Origin of the sequence: Amycolatopsis sp. WAC 04182, from assembly GCF_003947465.1 — a bacterium.
GTDB lineage: Bacteria > Actinomycetota > Actinomycetes > Mycobacteriales > Pseudonocardiaceae > Amycolatopsis.
This window is the reverse complement of sequence record NZ_QHJJ01000003.1, coordinates 614,976-633,479: the sequence shown is the minus strand read 5'-3', so window position 1 is coordinate 633,479 and position 18,504 is coordinate 614,976. Positions and strand designations below refer to the sequence as shown.

General features: G+C 68.1%; 21 protein-coding genes and 1 pseudogene. 12 read left to right on the top strand and 10 right to left on the bottom strand.

Going from position 1 to position 18,504, the window contains the following annotated elements; translation table 11 throughout:
* Positions 1-66 precede the first annotated feature (66 nt).
* Positions 67-852, top strand: coding sequence for an SDR family NAD(P)-dependent oxidoreductase (locus DMH01_RS16705; protein WP_125677766.1), 786 nt, complete (start codon positions 67-69; stop codon positions 850-852).
* Here DMH01_RS16705 and DMH01_RS16700 read toward each other — a convergent pair.
* On the bottom strand, positions 745-1,737 hold the full coding sequence (locus DMH01_RS16700) for a LysR family transcriptional regulator (protein WP_125677764.1): 993 nt from the start codon (positions 1,735-1,737) through the stop codon (positions 745-747). The genes DMH01_RS16705 and DMH01_RS16700 overlap by 108 nt on opposite strands.
* Before the next feature lie 73 nt (positions 1,738-1,810).
* On the opposite strand from DMH01_RS16700, the gene dapA reads away from it, so the two are divergent.
* On the top strand, positions 1,811-2,722 hold the full coding sequence (gene dapA / locus DMH01_RS16695; RefSeq protein ID WP_125677762.1) for a 4-hydroxy-tetrahydrodipicolinate synthase: 912 nt from the start codon (positions 1,811-1,813) through the stop codon (positions 2,720-2,722).
* A gap of 484 nt (positions 2,723-3,206) precedes the next feature.
* Here dapA and DMH01_RS16690 read toward each other — a convergent pair whose 3' ends face one another.
* From DMH01_RS16690 to DMH01_RS16680, 3 genes are all read right to left on the bottom strand, one after another.
* Positions 3,207-3,554: an RNA polymerase-binding protein RbpA gene (locus DMH01_RS16690; RefSeq protein ID WP_005151365.1), complete on the bottom strand. Its 348-nt coding sequence runs from the start codon at positions 3,552-3,554 to the stop codon at positions 3,207-3,209.
* Between the two features lie 226 nt (positions 3,555-3,780).
* A complete protein-coding gene (locus DMH01_RS16685) occupies positions 3,781-4,539 on the bottom strand; it encodes a thymidine kinase (protein ID WP_125677760.1) in 759 nt (252 codons plus the stop codon).
* 30 nt (positions 4,540-4,569) lie between these two features.
* Positions 4,570-5,970 (bottom strand): MFS transporter, encoded by a 1,401-nt coding sequence (locus DMH01_RS16680; RefSeq protein ID WP_125677758.1) that lies wholly within the window; start codon positions 5,968-5,970, stop codon positions 4,570-4,572.
* A 270-nt stretch (positions 5,971-6,240) separates the two neighbouring features.
* On the opposite strand from DMH01_RS16680, the gene DMH01_RS16675 reads away from it, so the two are divergent.
* A complete protein-coding gene (locus DMH01_RS16675; RefSeq protein ID WP_199745515.1) occupies positions 6,241-6,915 on the top strand; it encodes a transglycosylase family protein in 675 nt (224 codons plus the stop codon).
* A 58-nt stretch (positions 6,916-6,973) separates the two neighbouring features.
* On the opposite strand, the gene DMH01_RS16670 is transcribed toward DMH01_RS16675, so the two are convergent.
* Positions 6,974-7,753: a glycerophosphodiester phosphodiesterase gene (locus DMH01_RS16670; RefSeq protein ID WP_125677754.1), complete on the bottom strand. Its 780-nt coding sequence runs from the start codon at positions 7,751-7,753 to the stop codon at positions 6,974-6,976.
* A 66-nt stretch (positions 7,754-7,819) separates the two neighbouring features.
* Here DMH01_RS16670 and DMH01_RS16665 point away from each other — a divergent pair, with 66 nt between their 5' ends.
* Complete coding sequence (locus tag DMH01_RS16665) at positions 7,820-8,203, top strand: hypothetical protein (RefSeq protein WP_125677752.1); 384 nt, start codon at positions 7,820-7,822, stop codon at positions 8,201-8,203.
* A gap of 1 nt (position 8,204) precedes the next feature.
* Here the strand turns inward: DMH01_RS16665 and DMH01_RS16660 are convergent, their stop codons facing one another.
* A complete protein-coding gene (locus DMH01_RS16660; protein ID WP_125677750.1) occupies positions 8,205-9,185 on the bottom strand; it encodes a tyrosine-type recombinase/integrase in 981 nt (326 codons plus the stop codon).
* Positions 9,186-9,827: 642 nt separating this feature from the next.
* Between DMH01_RS16660 and DMH01_RS16655 the strand changes: the two genes are divergently transcribed.
* From DMH01_RS16655 to DMH01_RS16645, 3 genes and pseudogenes are all read left to right on the top strand, one after another.
* Positions 9,828-10,319 carry a DUF4303 domain-containing protein gene (locus tag DMH01_RS16655; protein WP_233621556.1) on the top strand — a complete coding sequence of 164 codons (492 nt, stop codon included), beginning with the start codon at positions 9,828-9,830 and terminating at the stop codon, positions 10,317-10,319.
* A gap of 86 nt (positions 10,320-10,405) precedes the next feature.
* Positions 10,406-10,810 (top strand): annotated as a pseudogene (locus tag DMH01_RS16650) (VOC family protein); the annotation flags it as partial.
* A gap of 120 nt (positions 10,811-10,930) precedes the next feature.
* Entirely contained in the window at positions 10,931-11,770 is an 840-nt protein-coding gene (locus tag DMH01_RS16645; protein ID WP_125677744.1) for a class I SAM-dependent methyltransferase, read from the top strand.
* 1 nt (position 11,771) lies between these two features.
* Here DMH01_RS16645 and DMH01_RS16640 read toward each other — a convergent pair whose 3' ends face one another.
* The 4 genes from DMH01_RS16640 to DMH01_RS16625 are packed head-to-tail and all read right to left on the bottom strand — an operon-like array spanning position 11,772 to position 14,476.
* Positions 11,772-12,413: a class I SAM-dependent methyltransferase gene (locus DMH01_RS16640; RefSeq protein ID WP_125677742.1), complete on the bottom strand. Its 642-nt coding sequence runs from the start codon at positions 12,411-12,413 to the stop codon at positions 11,772-11,774.
* Positions 12,414-12,423: 10 nt separating this feature from the next.
* The gene (locus tag DMH01_RS16635; protein WP_125677740.1) at positions 12,424-13,182 is read right to left on the bottom strand and encodes a putative protein N(5)-glutamine methyltransferase; all 759 of its coding nucleotides are present in this window, start codon (positions 13,180-13,182) and stop codon (positions 12,424-12,426) included.
* Positions 13,179-13,946, bottom strand: a complete 768-nt coding sequence (locus DMH01_RS16630; protein ID WP_125677738.1) for an NAD(P)-binding domain-containing protein — start codon at positions 13,944-13,946, stop codon at positions 13,179-13,181. Before DMH01_RS16630 ends, DMH01_RS16635 begins: the two co-directional genes overlap by 4 nt.
* A gap of 2 nt (positions 13,947-13,948) precedes the next feature.
* Positions 13,949-14,476, bottom strand: coding sequence for a DinB family protein (locus DMH01_RS16625; protein ID WP_125677736.1), 528 nt, complete (start codon positions 14,474-14,476; stop codon positions 13,949-13,951).
* A 132-nt stretch (positions 14,477-14,608) separates the two neighbouring features.
* On the opposite strand from DMH01_RS16625, the gene DMH01_RS16620 reads away from it, so the two are divergent.
* The 5 genes from DMH01_RS16620 (at position 14,609) to DMH01_RS16600 (ending at position 18,496) form a co-directional block, all read left to right on the top strand.
* Positions 14,609-15,142, top strand: a complete 534-nt coding sequence (locus tag DMH01_RS16620; protein WP_125677734.1) for an RNA polymerase sigma factor — start codon at positions 14,609-14,611, stop codon at positions 15,140-15,142.
* A 19-nt stretch (positions 15,143-15,161) separates the two neighbouring features.
* Positions 15,162-15,620: a peroxiredoxin gene (locus tag DMH01_RS16615; RefSeq protein WP_125677732.1), complete on the top strand. Its 459-nt coding sequence runs from the start codon at positions 15,162-15,164 to the stop codon at positions 15,618-15,620.
* A gap of 32 nt (positions 15,621-15,652) precedes the next feature.
* Positions 15,653-16,258 (top strand): TetR/AcrR family transcriptional regulator, encoded by a 606-nt coding sequence (locus DMH01_RS16610; RefSeq protein WP_125677730.1) that lies wholly within the window; start codon positions 15,653-15,655, stop codon positions 16,256-16,258.
* Entirely contained in the window at positions 16,242-17,861 is a 1,620-nt protein-coding gene (locus tag DMH01_RS16605; RefSeq protein ID WP_125677728.1) for an acyl-CoA dehydrogenase family protein, read from the top strand. Before DMH01_RS16610 ends, DMH01_RS16605 begins: the two co-directional genes overlap by 17 nt.
* Positions 17,862-18,064: 203 nt before the next feature.
* Positions 18,065-18,496 carry a hypothetical protein gene (locus DMH01_RS16600; protein ID WP_125677726.1) on the top strand — a complete coding sequence of 144 codons (432 nt, stop codon included), beginning with the start codon at positions 18,065-18,067 and terminating at the stop codon, positions 18,494-18,496.
* Positions 18,497-18,504: the final 8 nt, after the last annotated feature.

Here is an 18,504-nt window from a genome sequence, read left to right as displayed (position 1 = left end):
CCGATGAGATCCACGTGCCTTCCGCGTCTCAACGGTCGAACCCGACCAAGCGGAAGGAACACCCTCATGAGCCTCCAGAACAAGAACGCGGTCATCTACGGCGCCGGCGGATCGATCGGCTGCGGTGTCGCCAAGGAATTCGCCGCGCGCGGCGCCCGCGTCTTCCTCACCGGCCGCCACGAACCGGCGCTGACGAAGCTCGCCGACGAGATCAAGGAGACCGGGGGACTGGCCGAAGTCGCCGTCGTCGACGGCCTCGACGAAACCGCGGTCGACGCGCACGCGGCGTCCGTCGTGGCCGAGGCGGGCGGCATCGACATCTCCCTCAACCTCGTCCCGCGCGGCGACATCCAAGGAATCCCGCTCGTGGAGATGTCGGTCGAGGACTACGTCCGCCCGATCACCACCGGCATCACGACCAACTTCATCACCGCCCGCGCGGCCGCCCGGCACATGGTCGCGCAGGGCTCCGGCGTCATCCTCGCCCTCGACAGCGGCTCCGCACAGGGCAGCCCGATGATGGGCGCGACCGGCTCGATCGACGCCGCGCTCGACACCTACATCCGCAATCTCGCGGTCGAGATCGGACCGCACGGCGTCCGCGCGCTCGGCATCTGGATCGCGGGCATCCCGGAGACCTTCACCCCCGAGAAGCTCTCCGCCGTGAACAACCAGCTGCCCGCGAGCCCGGAAATGGTGGAGAACGTCCTCAACGGACTCAAGGAGGCCCGGATGACCAAGCGTTCACCGCGGCTCGCCGAGGTCGCCCGCACGCTGGCGTTCCTCGCCTCCGACGACGCCATGGGCATCACCGGCACCTTCGTCAACGTGACCAGCATGTTCCCCAGCTGACCGGAGTTCGGCGAGGACGGCGCGGATCGCCGGGCTCGCCTCGGCGCTGCGGCGCCACGCCGCGTGCACCTCGCGCGTCGGCGGGCGCCGCAGCGGCCGGACGACGAGCTCTTCGGCCAAGGGCGGGCGCGCCAGCCTCGGGATCAACGCGAGGACCTCGCCGGAGGCGACCAGCGACAACTGCGTGGAGAAGTCGTCCACCAGATGCCGGACGTCGGGCTCGTCCGGCAGGCCGGCGAACAGACGCCGGAACCACTGGTGGCAGACCGTGCCCGGCGGGCTGGTGACCCACGCCTGCCCGGCCAGGTCCGCGCCGTCCAGGGGCGGCTCGGTTCGTGCCAGCGGATGGGTCCCGGCCATGACGACATCGCCGAGGTCGGTGTGCACCAGACGCCGGGACAGCGCAGGGGAGAGGGGGACGGGCAGGCCGTCGGCGTCATGGAGGAGCGCGAGGTCGGCGGTTCCTGCCTCGACGCTGTGCAACGCCTGGTCGGGATCCTGCTCGGTGATGTGCAGCCGGAGATCGGGATAGCGCTCCAGCAGTCGCGGGTGCACAGGGGCGAGGAGCCCGCGGATACCCGTCGAGAACGCGGCCACCCGCAATACGCCGCGCGGCGCGCCCTCCGCCACGGACTGGGCGGCCTCCGCACAGCGCTCGAGCGCCTGGAACACCTCCAGGGAGGAGTCGACCACCGCCTGACCTGCCGGAGTGAGCACGACCCCACGTCCCGCCGGTGCGAGTACGGGCATGCCGATCTGGCGCTCCAGGCGCTTGATCTGCTGTGACACCGCCGACGCCGTGAACCCCAGCTCGTCCGCCGCCCGCGCCAACGTCCCCAGTGCGGCCACCGACCGCAGTGCCCGCAGGGCTCCGACCTCGATCATGAAGCCAGGCTACGCAATACCGGCCAAAAACCATCGCTGGACCGCAGGTATCGGCGCGGACAGGATCGATCGCATGACCGAGACCCTCTTCGGCTCCAACCTCGTCGCCATGGTCACCCCGATGGAACCCGGCGGCGCACTCAGCGAACCCGGCCTCACCGGCCTGGTCGACCACCTGCTGAACACCGGCTGCGACGGCATCGTCGTCGGCGGGACCACCGGCGAATCACCCACCCTGACCGACACCGAAGCCGCACGGATCGTCCGCACCGTGGCAACCCGCGCCGGGAACCGGGCACGCGTGATCGCCGGCGTCGGCACCTACGACACCGTCGCCTGCATCCGGCGCGCGAAGGAAGCCGAGGCGGCCGGCGCCGACGCGCTCCTGCTCGTCTGCCCCTACTACTCCAAGCCGACGCAGGCCGGGATCGTGGCGCACTGCCAGGCCGTGGCCGACGCCACCGAACTCCCCGTGATGCTCTACGACGTCCCGGCCCGCACCGGAACGGCCCTGGAAGCGGCGACCCTGATCGAACTCGCCCGTCACCCCAGGATCCGAGCCGTGAAGGACGCCAAGGGCGACCTGTTCGAAGCGATGACCGTCATGGCGCGCACCCGGCTGGCCTACTACTGCGGCATCGACGAACTCAACCTGCCGTACCTGGCCGCGGGCGCCACCGGCCTGGTCAGCGTCGTGGGCAACGCCTTCGCCGACCGAAACGCCGAACTCATCGCCGCCGTACGCGGGGGAGACCTCGACACCGCGTGGACCCTCAACGCCGCGATGCTTCCCCTGGCCGACGCTGTCATGCGCACCTCGCAGGGAGCGATCATGGCCAAGGCCGCCCTGGCCGATCTCGGCGTCATCCCGCACGCCACGGTCCGGCTCCCGCTGCTCGAATCGCCACCCGAGCACCTGCTGCGGCTTCGCGACGCCATGGCGCCTCTCGGCACCGGGGCTCTCGTGGGTGGTTCGGGCCGATAGGACCAGCGGGCGCCCTAGGTTGGCTCCCTTGCCAAGTCCGTGAAGGCCTCCTTGAGGGACTCTGGGTCTCTCAAGGAGGCCTTCACGGACTCGACGATCATCACGTTCGCCCCATAAGCACCAGGAGTCACCGCCGCCTTGCTCGCTCCTGCAGTACATGAAGGCCACCTTCCTGTACCTAGGCGCAAGGAAGGGGTCCTTCATGTACTGGGGAAGGTGTGAAGGTCGAGTTTCTTCGGCTGAGCCGAGGGAAGGGGTCCTTCATGCGCAGCCGCCGTGACCGCTGGGGCTGGTGGTGTTGCTGAGGCCGCGAGTGGCGATCGTGGGTCCGTGAAGGCCTCCTTCACTACCTTCAGGGTAGGCAAGGAGGCCTTCACGGACCCACGACCTGTTCCCACCGGTCCCCGGACACGGCGAAGCCCCCGCGGAGGGAGGTCGCGGGGGCTTCGCCGATTCGTGGTGGGGCTAGCTACTTGGCCGTGCGTCAGGCGGACCTGGTGGTCCTGCGTCCCTTCAGCTCGGCGAGACGTTCGTTGAGCAGATCTTCGAGCTCCGGGATCGAACGACGCTCCAGGAGCATGTCCCAGTGCGTCCTCGGGGGCTTGACCTTCTTCTGCTCCGGCTGCCCGCCGTCCACGATCTCGGACTCGCTGCCGTGCAGCCTGCACTCCCACACCGAGGGGATCTCGGCGTCGTCGGAGAAGGGCACCTCGAACTCGTGGTTCTTGGGGCAGGCGTAGCGCACGGTGCGGCGGGGCGCGAGGTCGTGGTTGCGGTCGGTCTCGTAGCTGACCGCTCCCAGCCGGCTTCCACGGAGAACACGGTCGGCCATGATGGGGGTCCTTTCAGTCAGCTCCGGGTGGAGCCAGGGTGATGCTCACCCTATGCAACGACATTGAAGGCCAGAGGATTCCCTGGACAGCATGTCCTTGCTCACGATGAGCTGTGTCACCCGGTGGCAACAGCTTCTCCTAGTAGGAGTGGTTTCGCGCTCTGGCGTGACGTCAATACGGCCATCTTGGTGCGGATATCCCCCAGATGGGCTAGTAGTACGCCTGTCACGTCAACCGTAACTGACCGTGTTGGGCCGAGGTGGGCCCCAGGTCGCCCAGTCGAAAGTGGCGTCGGCACAATACCTGATAACGGACCGTGTTCGGCTCGCCCTCAGAACGTGATGCCGATGAAGTTTCAACGACCATCTGCTCGGTATCCGCCACCACCACGGTGTCCCCGGCCCGCAGCACTTCTCCGTCGGACACCCGCGCGTTGAACCGCCCCGTCTGCCCGCACCAGCACAGCACCTCGACCTGAACCGGCTGCAGCTCGTCCGCCAGCTCGAACAACCGCGCCGCACCCGGGAACAACACACTCCGGAAATCCGTCGCGATCCCGAAGCAGTACACGTCGATCTGGACGTCATCGGCCAGTTCAGCCAGCTGATCCACCTGATCGGGCGACAAGAACTGCGCCTCGTCGACGATCAGGTAATCCACATGCCGCCCGGCCGCCCACTGCTCACGCACCAGCAACCGCAGATCGGTCTCGTTCCCCACCTCGGTCGCCTTGCGCGTCAACCCGATCCGGCTCGTGATCTGCGGCTCCCCGGACCGGTCATGCCGCACCAGCACCATCCCGCGACGACCCTGCCGCGCGTGGTTGTGGTCGATCTGCAACGCCAGCGTCGACTTCCCGCAGTCCATCGGCCCGTAACAGAACTTCAGCTTCCCGACGACCGGCACACCCCGCCGTGAACCCGCCACCGGCACCGACGACAACGCGTCCGTGGGATCCGGGCCACTCTCCTTCAGTACGGTCACGACGCCCGACCCTATCGGCACGCTCCGCCCTCACAGCACCGCCGGTGGTCGGTTACCCGCCGCTTCGATCGCCCGGCGCACCGGCACCAGCCACACGAACACGAAACCGAGCACGAAGAAGATCACCAAAGCGATGATCGCGTACCGGAACGAGCCGGTGATCTGCCCGACCGCCGCGAACAACAGCGGACCGAGCCACGACGTCCCCCGCTCGCCGACCACGTACAGCGAGAAGTACTGCGCGTCCTTCCCCTCCGGGATCATCTGCCCGAACAACGACCGCGACAACGCGTTCGTGCCGCCCAGCACCAACCCGATCCCGACCGCCACCGCGTAGAACTGCAACGGCTGACCGGCCTCGATGAAGAACGCGAAGCACAACACGACCACCCAGGCCACCAGGCTGCCGAGGATCGTCTTCTTCGCCCCGATCCGCGCCGCGATCGCACCGTGGATCATCGCCCCGGCGTACGCCAGGAACTGGATCACCAGGATCGTGACGATGAGCACCTGCGTGCTGTACTTCAGCTCGTCCTTGCCGTACTGCGCCGACACCGCCACCACCGTCGTGATCCCGTCGGTGAAGACCAGGTAGCTGCCGAGGAACGCCAGCGTCAGGGGATAGGCCCGCGCGTCCTTGATCGTCCGCTTCAGCTCCTTGAACCCGGCCGTCAGCACCGACAGACCACGCTCGGACGACTTCGGCACATGGGTCTGGGGGAGTGCGCGCACCGCCGGGAACGTGAACACCGCCCACCAGATCCCCGAGGTCAGGAAGCAGATCCGGACGGCGAGCGACTCGCTCACCCCGAAGAACTCGTGCCCCATGAAGAACCCGAGCTGCAGCGCCAGCGCCAGACCACCACCGAGATACCCGAAAGCCCAGCCCTTCGACGACACCGCGTCCCGCTCATCAGGCTCCGCGATGTCCACCAGGAACGAGTAGTAGACGACCAGCGCACCGCCGTAACCGATGTTGGCCAGGATGAACGTCCAGACCCCGACCTCCCAGTTCGTCCCCGCGATGAAGAACATCGCCGCCGACGCCACCGCGCCGAGGAACGCGAACCCGCCGAGGATCCGCCGCTTGTGCCTGCTCCGGTCCGCGATCGCGCCGGCGATCGGCAGCACCAGCACCTGCGTCACCGTCGCGACCGACAGCAGATACCCCCACAGCGAACCCGCGGGGAACTGGAGCCCGAACAAAGAGACGTCGCAGTTTTGAAGGGTGCTCGAAGCTCCACTCGAATCGGTGCACGCCCTGTCCCCGTTAAGGGTGAAATTCGCCTTCGCGTCCGCCGACGCGATCTCGCTCAAATAGAGCGCTCCGAAGACGGTGATCACCGACGAATAGAACGGCGAATTGGCCCAGTCGTAGAGGTACCAAGCCCGCCACACCCGCTTGCGTTCACGGGTCACGGCCACCGTCATGCACTGCTCCTGAAGTCGAGAACGTCGAGGTCAGCGGGAGACTACTGGTGATCACACCCACCTGTCCGGCACGAGTCCGGACCGTGTTCGTTTCGACGCGGGACGAACCCTTCCCGGACACCTTCCCGACCATCGTCGGCGTGTCGCTGCCACGATCCACGTGTGTTTCATGTGAGGCTGGTGTGCGAGCTGTGACTCTTGTGAAGCACGGGGCTGGTACTTACTGTTCCGCTCATGAGGACCCATCGCCTTCGCACAGCACACCGCGTAGTGGCGAGAACGCTCCTGCTCGCCCTCGCCGTGACGGGCCTGCAGATCGCCACCACCGGATCCGCCGCCGCGGATCCCCACGGCTCCCACTGGGCCAAGCTCCGCATGTGTGAATCGAGCGGGCGCTACAACATCAACACCGGCAACGGCTACTACGGCGCCTACCAGTTCGACCTGCCCACCTGGCGCAGCGTCGGCGGCCAAGGGCGACCCGACCAGGCCGCCCCCCGCGAGCAGGACTACCGGGCCCTCTACCTCTACCGCATGCGCGGCTGGCAACCCTGGGAATGCGCCGGCAAGCTCGGCTTCCGCAACGACGGCGACGGCCGAAGCAAACGAGTCCCGTCCTACGCGGACTCCGCCTACATCGGCGGGGGAGGACAGCCCGCACCGCCGCCTCCGCCCAAGCCGAAGCCCACCCCGCCCGCACCGCCCGGCGGCCCCAAACCCGCCTGGCCCGGCGTCGTCTACGCCTACGGCGACTGCGCGGCACCCCTGAAGCAGTTCCAGCTGCGGATGAACGCCTTCGGCTACGGCTTCACCGGAACAGGCTGCTACTACGACAAAACCCGCGAAGCCGTCCTCGCCCTCCAGCGGGCCAACGGCATCAACGACTCAGGACGGCTCGGCCCCAAGACCTGGGACGCCGCCTGGAACGGCAAAGCACCACGATGACCCCGCGTTTAGTCCTCTAGATGCGCCTTGTCAGCGCATTTAGAGGACCAAACGCGGATCAAGAAGGCCAAGCGCCGCGTTCCCGAAGCACCTCACGCAGCAGATCCGGCCGGTCCGTCACGATCCCGTGCACCCCGAGATCCAGCAACAACCGCATCTCCGCCGGATCGTCCACCGTCCACGTGTGCACCTCGAAACCCCCACGCGTCGCCTGCCGCAGGAACGCCCGGTCCACCACCTTCAACCGCCCCTGCCGCACCGGCACCTGAGCCATCGCACCCCGCGACAACGCGCGCAACGACACCAGCGGCAAGAACCCGTTCGCCCACATCACCGCCACCGAACGCGGCCCCATCGCGGTCACCAGCTTCGGACCCGCCAGCTTCCGGATCCGCGCCAACCGTGCGTCCGAGAACGACGCCGCCGCCACCCGGTCGTACGCCCCGGTCCGCTCGATCGCCCGCACGAAGGGCGCCACCGCCTCGTTCGACTTCACATCGATGTTGAACCGCGCCTCCGGCAGCTCCTCGAGGACGTCCTCCAGCCGCGACAACGGCGCGCGGCCACCGACCTTGACCGAGCGCAACTGGGCCCACGTCTGCCGGGAGATCAACCCCGCGCCGTCCGTCGTCCGGTCCAACGACGCGTCGTGATGAACGACCACCACACCATCCGACGTCGCGTGCACATCCGTCTCCAGATAGCGATAACCCTCCGTCACCGCCTGTTGGAAGGCGGGCAACGAGTTCTCGAGTCCTTCGAGGTCACCGAGGTGCCAGCCCCGATGGGCGAAGGCGCGCGGGAGCGGGTCGGCGAGGTACGGAAACAATGTCGGCACCCCACTAGTGTGCACTTCGGTCGTGGCCCCGGCATGATCGTCCGATGGCCAGCTAGGGTCTGAACCGTGAGGGAAGTGGCCGAACACCCGAAGACGTCCGCCGAAGAGGTGTCCGAACTCCGCCGCGCGGGGGTACCCAAACACTGCGGATGGTGCGGCCGACGGCTCGAACAAGGCGGCAACGTCGGCAGGCGCCGCCGCTACTGTGGGCAATCCTGCCGCCAGCGCGCCTATGAACGCCGAACCGCCCTCCAGCGCAGCGGCCTCCCCGAAGACGCCGTCGTCCTCTCCGACACCGAGATCGCCACCCTCCAGGACAGGCTCTTCCAACTCCGCTGCGCCGCCGAAGACGTCGTCACCGCGGCCGACGACGGCGCGTCCGTCGCCGAACTCCGCGGCCTCGCCGGCGAAATCGCCCAAGCCGCCAAGGACCTCGAACAACTCCGCTGAGCTACACGATCCCGTCCAGCGCCCGGTACGTCCGGTTGCTCGCGGCCGCCGCACGCTGCTCACGCCCGGTCGCCTCGATGTAGTTCTGACTGGTCGCGAGGCTCGCGTGCCCCAGCAGAGCCATGATCTCCGACGCCGTCGCGCCGTCCTCCGCCAGCCGTGTCGCGAAGGTGTGCCGCAACGCGTGGAGGTTCGCCCCGACCGGTACGCGGTCGTGCAGGCCGGCCCACCGATAGCAGGATTTGACCAGGTACTCGAGCGCACCGCGGCCGATCGGCTCGCCCGCACGATCCCGGAGGAGGGGAGTGGAGGGCCCGAACCGCTGCTGGGGGAACCGGCGACGGCAGGAGGCCAGGTACTCCTCGATGATCTTCTCCATGATCGGCTGCACCGGGATCGACCGGTCGCGGCTTCCCTTGCCATGGACGTGCAGCCGCATCTCGCCCTGACGGCCGACCAACGACCGCGCCGTCAGCGCCCGCATCTCCGCCGCGCGCAGCCCGGCGACCAGCCCCAGCGCGATCACCAGGACGTCCCGCTCGGGCCATGGATCCCGCGCCCGGCGCGCCCCGTCGGCGGCGGCCGCGAGCAGCTGCTCCGGGGTTTCCTCACCCCGCAACGGTTTCGGCGTCAGCGGAGGCGCCTTCGGCCGCGCGACCGCACCCATCGGATTGCCCGCGAGCAACCCATCGGACACGCAGAAGGTGAGGAACTGGTTCCAGGTCGACCAGGCGCGGAGCACCGAACTTTTCGCATGGGTGTCCGCGAAGGCGCCGAAAGCGTTGCGGAGCGCCTGGGCGGTGAGCATCTCGACGGTGAGTTCGTCAGGGGAGCGGTCCAGCTCGCGGAGCAGAAGAGCGGTGATGCCGGCGAGGTCGCGGCGGTAGGCGTCGGTGGTGTGAGGAGAATCCTTACGGGGACGACGTGCGGCGAAAAAGGCTTGCTGTGCCTCGGAAACCCTCATGAGCATCTTGTACCGCATGGCACCGACAGTCTTACACTGGGTTATATTCCGTTTCATGCATAATAGTGATTATGCATGAAACGGAGTGATGGGTCCGGAAACCCCTCGTGGGGGATCTCGGTTCGCTCGCCGCTTTCCGGAGTGTCATGAACGGGTCGTTCCTGACGTTTTTCGTCCCGAACGACCCGTTCATGACACTTGGGACGCCTGGGGCGGCGCTAGAGCCCGAGTCGTCGGGTTGACCGACTTGCCTAGATCCCATTGACGCCTGACGCCTCCATTGATCATCAACGGCTCCGTGAGATCCACTTCGATTCGTCACAGTGACGTATTGAGGCCGGGTGATCGGACATCCGTTTCGCGTCCCCGGGGGCGTCCCGGGGTGTCGCGGGAGATCTGTGGTGGCCAGGTTCAGGGCGAGCCGAAGGGGGCCATCGCCGCATCCGGCGCGGCGAAGGACGCTTTCACTGCATGACATGCGACGAAGGACCCCTTCGCGGCTGCCTCAAGGGCCCCTCTCGAGCCCTGATAACCAGGTCGGCCAAAGTGCCGATAATGTACATTATGTCAAGTAAGGTCAGTGCACGTCCTCTCTCGGCCTGAAGCGGGTCGTGGTTCGATGCCCTGGTGATTCCTACCGAAGCCGACCTTGCAGACGCGTTGACCACGGCAACTCGTGCGGCCGTCACAGACCTGTTCCGCAACAACCCCGGCCACACGTTCTACTACGTCACGCTGACCACGCCCGGCGAGGCGTTCGGCCCGGCGTTGTCGGCGTGGTCGCACGAGGCGCTGGCACAGCGACCAGACGCCGAGGATGTCCGCTACTCCTACGCCGATTCACCGTTTTCGATCGTTGGCGAGGAACACCTGAAACCGGTCCGCGAGCTGTTCGCCGCCCGGCCGGAGGTGTTCGACATCGCCGACGACGATGCCTCCGACGCGGAGTTCGATCTTCGGCTTCGTGCGATGGAGACGGCGCTGCGCAGGCTCTCTGACGAAGGTCTGTTCGGTGCCGGCGAAGCTCGCGAGAGCGTGCTGGTGCTGGCCGAGGTCGTTCCTGATGACGAGGAGAACGTCGCCCGTGCTCGTCGGCTCAACCCGCCTGGGCCGGCGTTGGACGCTTGGCTGGCTTACTGGGGCCTGGCCTGAATCCTGCGGCGAATACCCGCCACAGGATGTCGTGTATTCGGTGGAATGCTCGCGGTCCACGAACACGAAAGGGCACGCGAATTCCCATGGGATCTCGACTCAATCCGTACATCAGGTACAACGGGAACGCACGGCAGGCGATGGAGTTCTACCGGCAGGTGCTCGGCGGCAAGCTGGAGATCGGCACGATCGCGGATTTCGGGTCGCCGGACTCCCCTGACGCTGACAAGGTCATGCACGCCCAGCTCGACACCCCGCACGGATACACGCTGATGGCTTGCGACGTTGACGGCCAGGTCGAGGACGTGCCGCACTCCCCTGGCAACAACGTCGCGATCTACCTCGGTGGCGACGGCGAACTCCGCGGCTGTTTCGAGAAGTTGTCTGTCGGTGGCAGCGTGACCATGCCTCTGGAGAAGCAGGTGTGGGGCGACGAGGCCGGCGCGCTCGTGGACAAGTTCGGGATCACCTGGATGGTCAATATCGCCAACGCTACTTCGCGTCCGTCGGGAGATCCGGTCGATCAGTTCCACCAAAGGGAACGTCGCGGCGTTCCGCTGACAGGCTCGCGCTAGGGTCGTCCTCCGGAAGCGAACCTGGGGGTTGCCGAAATGTCCGAGAGCGCCGCTGTGCGTGTCGATCCGTCCAACGAGCGGATGTTGAAGGCGTGGGACGGTGATGACGGCGCTTTTTGGGCGAAGCGCGCGCAGCGTTTCAACGATGGCGTCGCCGCTTATCGCGACACGTTCTTCGCCGCGGCCGGCATCAGGCCGACCGACCACGTCCTGGACGTCGGTTGCGGTGCGGGTCAGACGACGCGGGACGCCGCACGATTCGCCGGTGACGGTTCGGCGCTCGGTGTCGACCTCTCCGGTGAGATGCTGATTCTCGCTCGTCGGCTCGCCGAGGAGGAAGGCGTTCGCAATGTCTCGTTCGAGCAGGTGGACGCGCAGATCCATCCGTTCGCCGAGGCCCGGTTCGATGTGGTGATCAGCAGGCACGGATCGATGTTCTTCGGTACTCCCCTGGCCGCGTTCTCCAACCTGGCGAGGGCGACCCGGCCTGGTGGCCGTCTGGTCCTGCTGACGTGGCAGCCGTTCCGGCTCAACGAATGGATCACCACGTTCCGGACTATCTTCGCGGCGGGGCGTGAGGTGCCGTCGTCGGATCTCCCGCTGAGCGACCCGGCCAAGACCGAGGAGTTGCTGGTCTCGGCCGGGTACGCCGATGTCCGGTGCACCGCGGTGGACAAGCCGATGTACTTCGGCCGGGACGTGGACGACGCGGCCGACTTCATCGTCGAGCAGCACGGTGGCCGGTTGAACGACCTGGATGAGGCCGCTCGCGCCGCGGCCGTGGCTGCCTTGCGGGCCGATCTCGCCGAGCACCAGACCGACCGAGGCGTTTTCTACGGCTCGGCGGCCTGGCTCGTCGAGGCCCGGCGCCCTTGAGCTACTGCTTGCGGGCGATCAAGTAGGCCTGTGGCGTGCTTTCGAATTCCTCGGACGGCTCACGGACGAGGGTGGAGAGCACGCTGAACTTCGCCTCCCCCAGCTGCTCGGCGATCTTCTCGGGCGACAGGCGGTAGGCGTCGCAGGTGATGTCGTGCCCGTACGCGTGCTCGATGTGGCGTACTTCGTCGCCGACCTGGAAGGCCAGGAGCAGGTGGCCGCCCGGGGCGAGGATCCGGTGGAAGTCGGCGAAGATCTCCGGCAGCCGCTCTCGTGGTGTGTGGATGATGGAGTACCACGCGACGGCGCCGGCCAATGAGCCGTCCTCAAGGGACAGTCCGGGCATCTCCCCGAGCTGGAAGTCCAGGTGGGGGTACCACTTGCGGGCGACGGCGAGCATCCCCGGAGAGAGGTCGACGCCGTGGATGTCGAGCCCGAGCTGGTGGAGGTACTCGGTGATGCGGCCGGTTCCGCAGCCGATTTCGGCGACGCGGCCGCCGCCGGCGGCCTGGACGAGTTCGGTGTAGGCGCCGAGCACGGCCCGGTCCCAGGTGGAGCCGGCGAGGTGGTCGCGGAGGAGTTCGGCGTAGTCGGCCGCGACCGTGTCGTAGGCGGTGCGGGTCGTTTGGAGGTAGTCGGTCACGGCGGCGACCCTATCCCCTGGCACCGACGACAATCGTCGCGTACAGGTCGTCGTCGGCGATCACTTCGGGGGTCAATCCGTTGTGCGCCATGGCTTCCGCGGTGCTGGCGGCCTGGCTTTCGCCGGTTTCGATCAGCAGGTGGCCGCCCGGTGCGAGCCATTGTGGGGCTTCGGCGGCGACGCGGCGGTGGACGTCGACTCCGTCGTGCCCGCCGTCGAGGGCGACGCGGGGTTCGTGGTCGCGTGCTTCGGGCGGCATCATCGCGATGGCGTCGGTGGGGACGTACGGGGCGTTGACGACCAGGATGTCGACGCGGCCTCGTAGCGTCGCGGGCAGTGGCGTGTAGAGGTCGCCTTCGAAGACCTCTCCCCCGGCTTGGGCGACGTTGATGCGGGCGCAGCGGACGGCGGCGGGCTCGATGTCGGCCGCGTAGAGCCGGATGTCGCCGAGTTCGGCGGCGATGGCGGCGCCGAGTGCGCCGGTGCCGCAGCAGAGGTCGAGGACGACCGCTCCTGGTCCGGCGAGGGTGACGGCGTGGCGGACGAGGAGTTCGGATCGTTGCCGGGGCACGAAGACGCCGGGTTCGACGGTGATGCGCAGTCCGTGGAATTCCGCCCAGCCGAGGATGACTTCGAGCGGTTCGCCGTCGACTCGGCGCTGGATCATGGTGTCGAGTTCGTCGGGGGTGCGGGCTTCGGCGGTGATCAGGCGTGCTTCGTCTTCGGCGAAGACGCATCCGGCGGCCCGGAGCCTGTCGATGACGGTCACTGGTCTCGCAGTCTGGTGAGGATTCCGTCGAGGGCCTGGCGGACGGTGTCGGGGACGCCGTCGGTGCGCAGGTCGGTGAGGAATTGTTCGTTGAGCCCGCCGGGGGTCATGTGCTTGCCGGTGAGGGTTTCGAGGGAGCCGCTCTGCTCGGCGAGGGACTGTCCGAGCTGGCCGAAGATGTGGCTGGTGAAGGCGGTCGCCGTGGTGTCTTCGATGCCTTGGTCGGTCATCCAGGCGGCGATGGTGCCGAGGTAGTCGAGGTGGGCGGCGAAGGTGGCCGTGGCGCTGCTGAAGATGTCGAGGTCCTTCTCCGCGGCGGGGACGACGCTGCCGCCGATGCTGTCGAAGAGGGCTCGGGCTTCGGGGTTGTCGGGGTACATCGCGGTGAGGCTTTGGCGGCGTGCGGCCGGGGGCAGCGGAATGCTCCGGACGACTTCGCGGGCGGGTGCGGCCCAGTCACGCAGTTGGCCGAGCGGGACGCCGGCGAGGGCGCTGATCAGGACGTGGTCGGGCCGGAAGGTGAGGTCCCGGAGGACTTCTTCGGCGATCGGCGGTCGGACGGCGAGAACGATGGTCGTGGCGCTGTCGAGGACGGCTTGGTTGCTGTCGCGGACTTCGACGTTGGCGAAGCGTGCCGAGAGTTCTTGGCCGACGCTGCGGCTGCGGGGTGAGAGGGAGATCGCGGGCGGGTCGGTGATGTCCTTGCTGAGGCCTTCGACGATGGCGGCGGTGATCTCGCCCGCGCCGACGAATCCGTAGTCCATGGTCACGCTCCTGTCCGGCCGTCGACGCGTTCGCGGATGAGGTCGGCGTGTCCGTTGTGGCGGGCGTATTCGCCGATCATGTGGAGGTAGAGCATGCGCAGTGAGAACGGGTTCCCACCGAGGTCGAACGTGTCGTCGAGGGATCCTTCGGCGGCGGCCTCGTCGGCGAGCCGGATCTCTTCGAGGAGGATGTCGTACGCGTCTTCGGCTTTGGCGGCGTCGAGGGCTTCGAAGTCGTGGTCCTTGCCGAGGGCGGCGTCGTAGAGGGGTTTGACGTCCTGTGCGGCGTAGCGCAAGCGGAACCAGAAGCGTTCGACCTTGGCGAGGTGCCGGACGAGGCCGAGGAGGGTCATGTTCGACGGCGGGACCGACGCGGTGGCGAGCTGTTCTCCGGTGAGGCCGGCGAGTTTGTGGAGGAAGGTGCTGCGGTGCCAGGCCAGCAGGGAGGGCAGGAGGATCCGCTCGTCGGCGGCGGTGTCGCCGGACGGCCGGGTCACCTCGGGGGCGGTCCATGTCATAGCGGCGATCATGCCATCGGGTGACGTGGGGTTCGGGGTGCGCCCACTGGGGTGAGCGGCGTCACGTGGAGGCTGCTGAATCCTTTTGCGAGGGTCGCGGCTCTTGTAGGGGCCGGGACAAGCTCGGCGCAGGAGGAGGTTGTCGTGGAGGCCGAGTGGCCGAGGGAGTCGTTGATCGTGGCGGCGCAGGGCGGGGACGCGTCCGCCATCGCCGCACTGGTCTCGGGTTCCCATCCGCATGTGCAGCGGTTCGCGCGGTCGCTGTGTGCTTCGCCGGAGGACGCGGAGGATTCGGCGCAGGAGGCGCTGATCATCCTGTATCGGAAGATCGGCACGCTGCGTGCCACGGGTGCGCTCGCGTCGTGGATGTTCCGGATCGTGCGCAACGAGTGCCTTCGTCGGGCGCGCCGGGTGGTGCGTGCCGCGGGTCCGGCGGATTCCGTCGCGATCGTGTCGGCCGAGGAAGACGCGCTGGATCGGCTGGAGGCGCAGCGGGTGGCCGCGGCGATCGCCGAGTTGCCCGCTGATCAGCGTCGCGTCTTGATCATGCGTGACATCCAGGGGCATTCGGGCCGAGTGGTCGCCGACGCGCTCGGTCTGAGCACGGCCGCGATGAAGTCCCGGCTGCATCGCGCGCGGGCGACGGTCCGTGCCTTGCTCGACAACCCCGCTTCCTGACCTTATTTGAGGAGTTTTCATGCTCGAAATCGGTTCCACGGTCCCTGACGTCGCGCTGGAGGACACCACAGGGCAGGTCGTGCGGCTTTCGGAGTTCCGAGGTACGGCAAGTGTGCTGATCTATTTCATGCGCTCGACCTCGTGTCCTGTGTGCACCGGCCATGTGAAGGATCTGGCGGCGCGGGCGGAGGAGCTGGCGGCCGCCGGTGTGCGTGTGCTGGTGGCGGTTCCCGAGGGCCGGGCGGAGGCCAAGGCGTGGCGGGCGAAGCGCGGGTTGTCGCTTCGGGTGGTCTCTGGCAGGAACGGCACGCCGCATGAGGCGTTCGGGCTGGCGAAGAAGATGCTGCAGCAGTCGGGCAGTGTGCTGATCGACCGGGACGGGGTGGTCCGGCATGCCCATGCGGCGACCATGCCGACCAGTGCTTATGACAAGAAGGGCATCGCCAAGGCGGTGGAAGGGCTCGCCAAGGTGCGTTGACTGAAGGTGTGAATCGGTGCTTCACTTCTTGGGTGCCGTATCGCCGTACACCGAAGGTCCAGGAGCGCCTCGACGCCCAGCGCGACGCCGTCCTCGCCGCCGCCATGGAGCAATTGGCCGAGCGCGGGTACGCGGGCTGCTCGGTATCGGCGGTCGCCGAGCGGGCGGGAGTGGCGGTCGGGAGCGTGTACCGCCACTACCCCACCAAGGCCGCCCTGGTCGTGGAGTTGTTCCGCAAGGTCGTCACGCGTGAGGTCGAGGCGGTGCGCGAGGTGTCGGAGCGTCCCGGCACGCCTGCCGAGCGGGTCGTGGCGGTCTTCGACACCTTCGCGAGCCGGGCGCTGAAGACGCCGCGCATGGCGTACGCGCTGCTGGCCGAGCCCGTCGACGCGCCGATCGAGGCCGAGCGGCTGGTGTTCCGGCGCGCCTTCCGCGACGTCGTGGCCCAGCACGTCGCCGACGGCGTCCGGTCCGGGGTGCTGCCCGCCCAGGACGCGGACGTCACCGCGGCGGCGCTCGTCGGTGCGGCCGCCGAGGTGCTGATCGGCCCGTTGACCACCGGCAGTGCGGACGAGGTGTCCGGGCTGCGCACTTTCGTCCTGCGTTCCTTGGGAGGTTCCGATGCCGAGCACTCATGAGGTCACCAATCAGGTCCCGCCGCCGGCGGAGTACGACGTCGCCGCCGATCCGGCCTTGCTGGAGGGGCTGGAACGGGCGGGCGCCGGCTGGGCGGTGGCCGAGGTGCACGCCCTCGGCAGGCTCGCCGGGAGCGAGCAGGCCCAGGAGTGGGGCAGGCTGGTCAACGAGAACGAGCCGGTGCTGCGGACGCACGACCGGGTCGGGAACCGGATCGACGAGGTCGAGTTCCATCCGTACTGGCACGAACTGATGGACGTCGCGGTGTCCTACGGGCTGCACGCGGCGCCGTGGCGGGATTCCCGGCCGGGCGCGCACGCGGCACGGGCGGCGAAGATGTACGTCTGGGGCCAGGTCGACGCCGGGCACACGTGCCCGATTTCGATGACGTACGCGGCGGTCCCGGCGCTGCGGTTCAATCCCGAACTGTCCGCGCGGTACGAGCCGTTGCTGGCGGCGACGGAGTACGACTTCGGGTTGCGTGAGCCGAGTTCGAAGCGCGGGCTCATCGCCGGGATGTCGATGACGGAGAAACAGGGCGGATCCGACGTCCGGGCGAACACGACCACGGCTCGCCCGCTCGGTGACGGCGGTTATGTGATCGTCGGGCACAAGTGGTTCACCTCGGCGCCGATGTCGGACATGTTCCTGACGCTGGCCCAGGCGCCGGGCGGGTTGTCGTGTTTCCTGCTCCCCCGGGTCCTGCCGGACGGCACGCGCAACGGGATCCGGTTGCAGCGGCTGAAGGACAAGCTGGGCAACCGGTCCAACGCGTCGTCGGAGATCGAATACGACGACGCGATCGGCTGGCTCGTCGGCGAGGAAGGCCGCGGGGTGCGCACCATCATCGAGATGGTGAACAACACCCGGCTGGACTGCGCGGTCGGGAGCGCGTCGGGGATGCGGTACGGCGCCGTGCGGGCGGTCCACCACGCACGGCATCGGAGCGCGTTCGGGGCGAACCTGGTGGATCAGCCGCTGATGGGCAACGTGCTGGCGGACCTCGTCGTGGAGTCCGAGGCGGCGACCACGGTCGGGATGCGGCTCGCGTCGGCCACCGACCGGCCGGAGGACGAGCAGGAGCAGGCGTTCCGGCGGCTGGGGCTGGCGGTGACGAAGTACTGGGTGTGCAAGCGCGGTCCGTCGCACGCGGTGGAGGCGCTGGAATGCCTCGGCGGGAACGGGTACGTCGAGGAGTCGGGGATGCCGCGGCTCTACCGTGAGGCTCCGCTGATGTCGATCTGGGAGGGTTCGGGCAACGTCGCGGCGCTGGACGCGTTGCGGGCGATGGCGAAGCAGCCGGAGTCGGTGGCGGCGTACTTCGCGGAGGTCGAGCAGGCGTCCGGTGCCGACACGCGGCTGGACGACGCGGTGGGCAGGCTGCGCAAGGAACTGTCGGATCTGTCGGACATCGAGTACCGGGCGCGGCGGCTGGTCGAGTCGATGGCGCTCGTGCTCCAGGGTTCATTGCTGGTGCGGCACGGGACGCCGGCGGTGGCCGACGCGTTCTGCGCGTCGCGGCTGGGCGGCGACTGGGGTGTCGCGTTCGGGACGCTTCCGTCCGGAGTGGACACCAAGGCGATCGTGGCCCGCGCGGAGGTTTGAGCTCAGGTCTGTGAGTCCTTGCCCAGGTCGGGGGTTTCACCGTCGCTTTCCTGCTTTTCGGACTCTCGGTGCTCGTATGACCACATGCTGCGCCGGTCCGCCCCATTCCCCCGGTCGGACCGGCGCCGAGCACTGCGAACAGCCGCAGGATTGCGGAATTCGGGTGCATGCAAGGGCTCGTGCTTCGGCTACGTTCGTCGGTCATGGTCGATCGCCGAAGATGCCTGGTCCTGCTCCCCTTGGCGCTGTTCGCCGCCGGATGCGCGGCGGCCGAGCCGACGCCGATCTTCGCCGCGGCGAGTTCGAAGCCTTCCGCGGGGAGCGGGCCGATGATGGAGGCGGCGGCCCCGTCCGGCACGCCGTTCGTCGCGGCGGACGGGCGGAATCTGAAGGCCTGCGCGGATGGGGAGTGCGAGGTGCTGGTCCGGACCGGCGACCAGGTCCCCAACGACGGCGGCGCCGGCCCGCTCGCGGTCACGGTCCAGGCCGGGAAGGTGGGTCTCGCTCCGGCGTCCGGCGGGATGGGCGGGGCGGTGTCGGGTCCGCCGGGGATGGTGCACCAGATCAACCGGCAGGTGATCGCGGTCGTCGCGGTGCAGGGCGACGAGGGGATCGTCCGGCTCAACCGGAAATAGCTCTGTAC

Bases quoted from the DNA above. Each gene is read 5' to 3' on its own strand.
- DMH01_RS16705 (WP_125677766.1), top strand. From the start codon at position 67: ATGAGCCTCCAGAACAAGAACGCGGTCATCTACGGCGCCGGCGGATCG.
- DMH01_RS16700 (WP_125677764.1), bottom strand. From the start codon at position 1,737: ATGATCGAGGTCGGAGCCCTGCGGGCACTGCGGTCGGTGGCCGCACTG.
- dapA (WP_125677762.1), top strand. From the start codon at position 1,811: ATGACCGAGACCCTCTTCGGCTCCAACCTCGTCGCCATGGTCACCCCG.
- DMH01_RS16690 (WP_005151365.1), bottom strand. From the start codon at position 3,554: ATGGCCGACCGTGTTCTCCGTGGAAGCCGGCTGGGAGCGGTCAGCTAC.
- DMH01_RS16680 (WP_125677758.1), bottom strand. From the start codon at position 5,970: ATGACGGTGGCCGTGACCCGTGAACGCAAGCGGGTGTGGCGGGCTTGG.
- DMH01_RS16660 (WP_125677750.1), bottom strand. From the start codon at position 9,185: ATGCGGTACAAGATGCTCATGAGGGTTTCCGAGGCACAGCAAGCCTTT.
- DMH01_RS16645 (WP_125677744.1), top strand. From the start codon at position 10,931: ATGTCCGAGAGCGCCGCTGTGCGTGTCGATCCGTCCAACGAGCGGATG.
- DMH01_RS16630 (WP_125677738.1), bottom strand. From the start codon at position 13,946: ATGGACTACGGATTCGTCGGCGCGGGCGAGATCACCGCCGCCATCGTC.
- DMH01_RS16625 (WP_125677736.1), bottom strand. From the start codon at position 14,476: ATGATCGCCGCTATGACATGGACCGCCCCCGAGGTGACCCGGCCGTCC.
- DMH01_RS16615 (WP_125677732.1), top strand. From the start codon at position 15,162: ATGCTCGAAATCGGTTCCACGGTCCCTGACGTCGCGCTGGAGGACACC.
- DMH01_RS16605 (WP_125677728.1), top strand. From the start codon at position 16,242: ATGCCGAGCACTCATGAGGTCACCAATCAGGTCCCGCCGCCGGCGGAG.
- DMH01_RS16600 (WP_125677726.1), top strand. From the start codon at position 18,065: ATGGTCGATCGCCGAAGATGCCTGGTCCTGCTCCCCTTGGCGCTGTTC.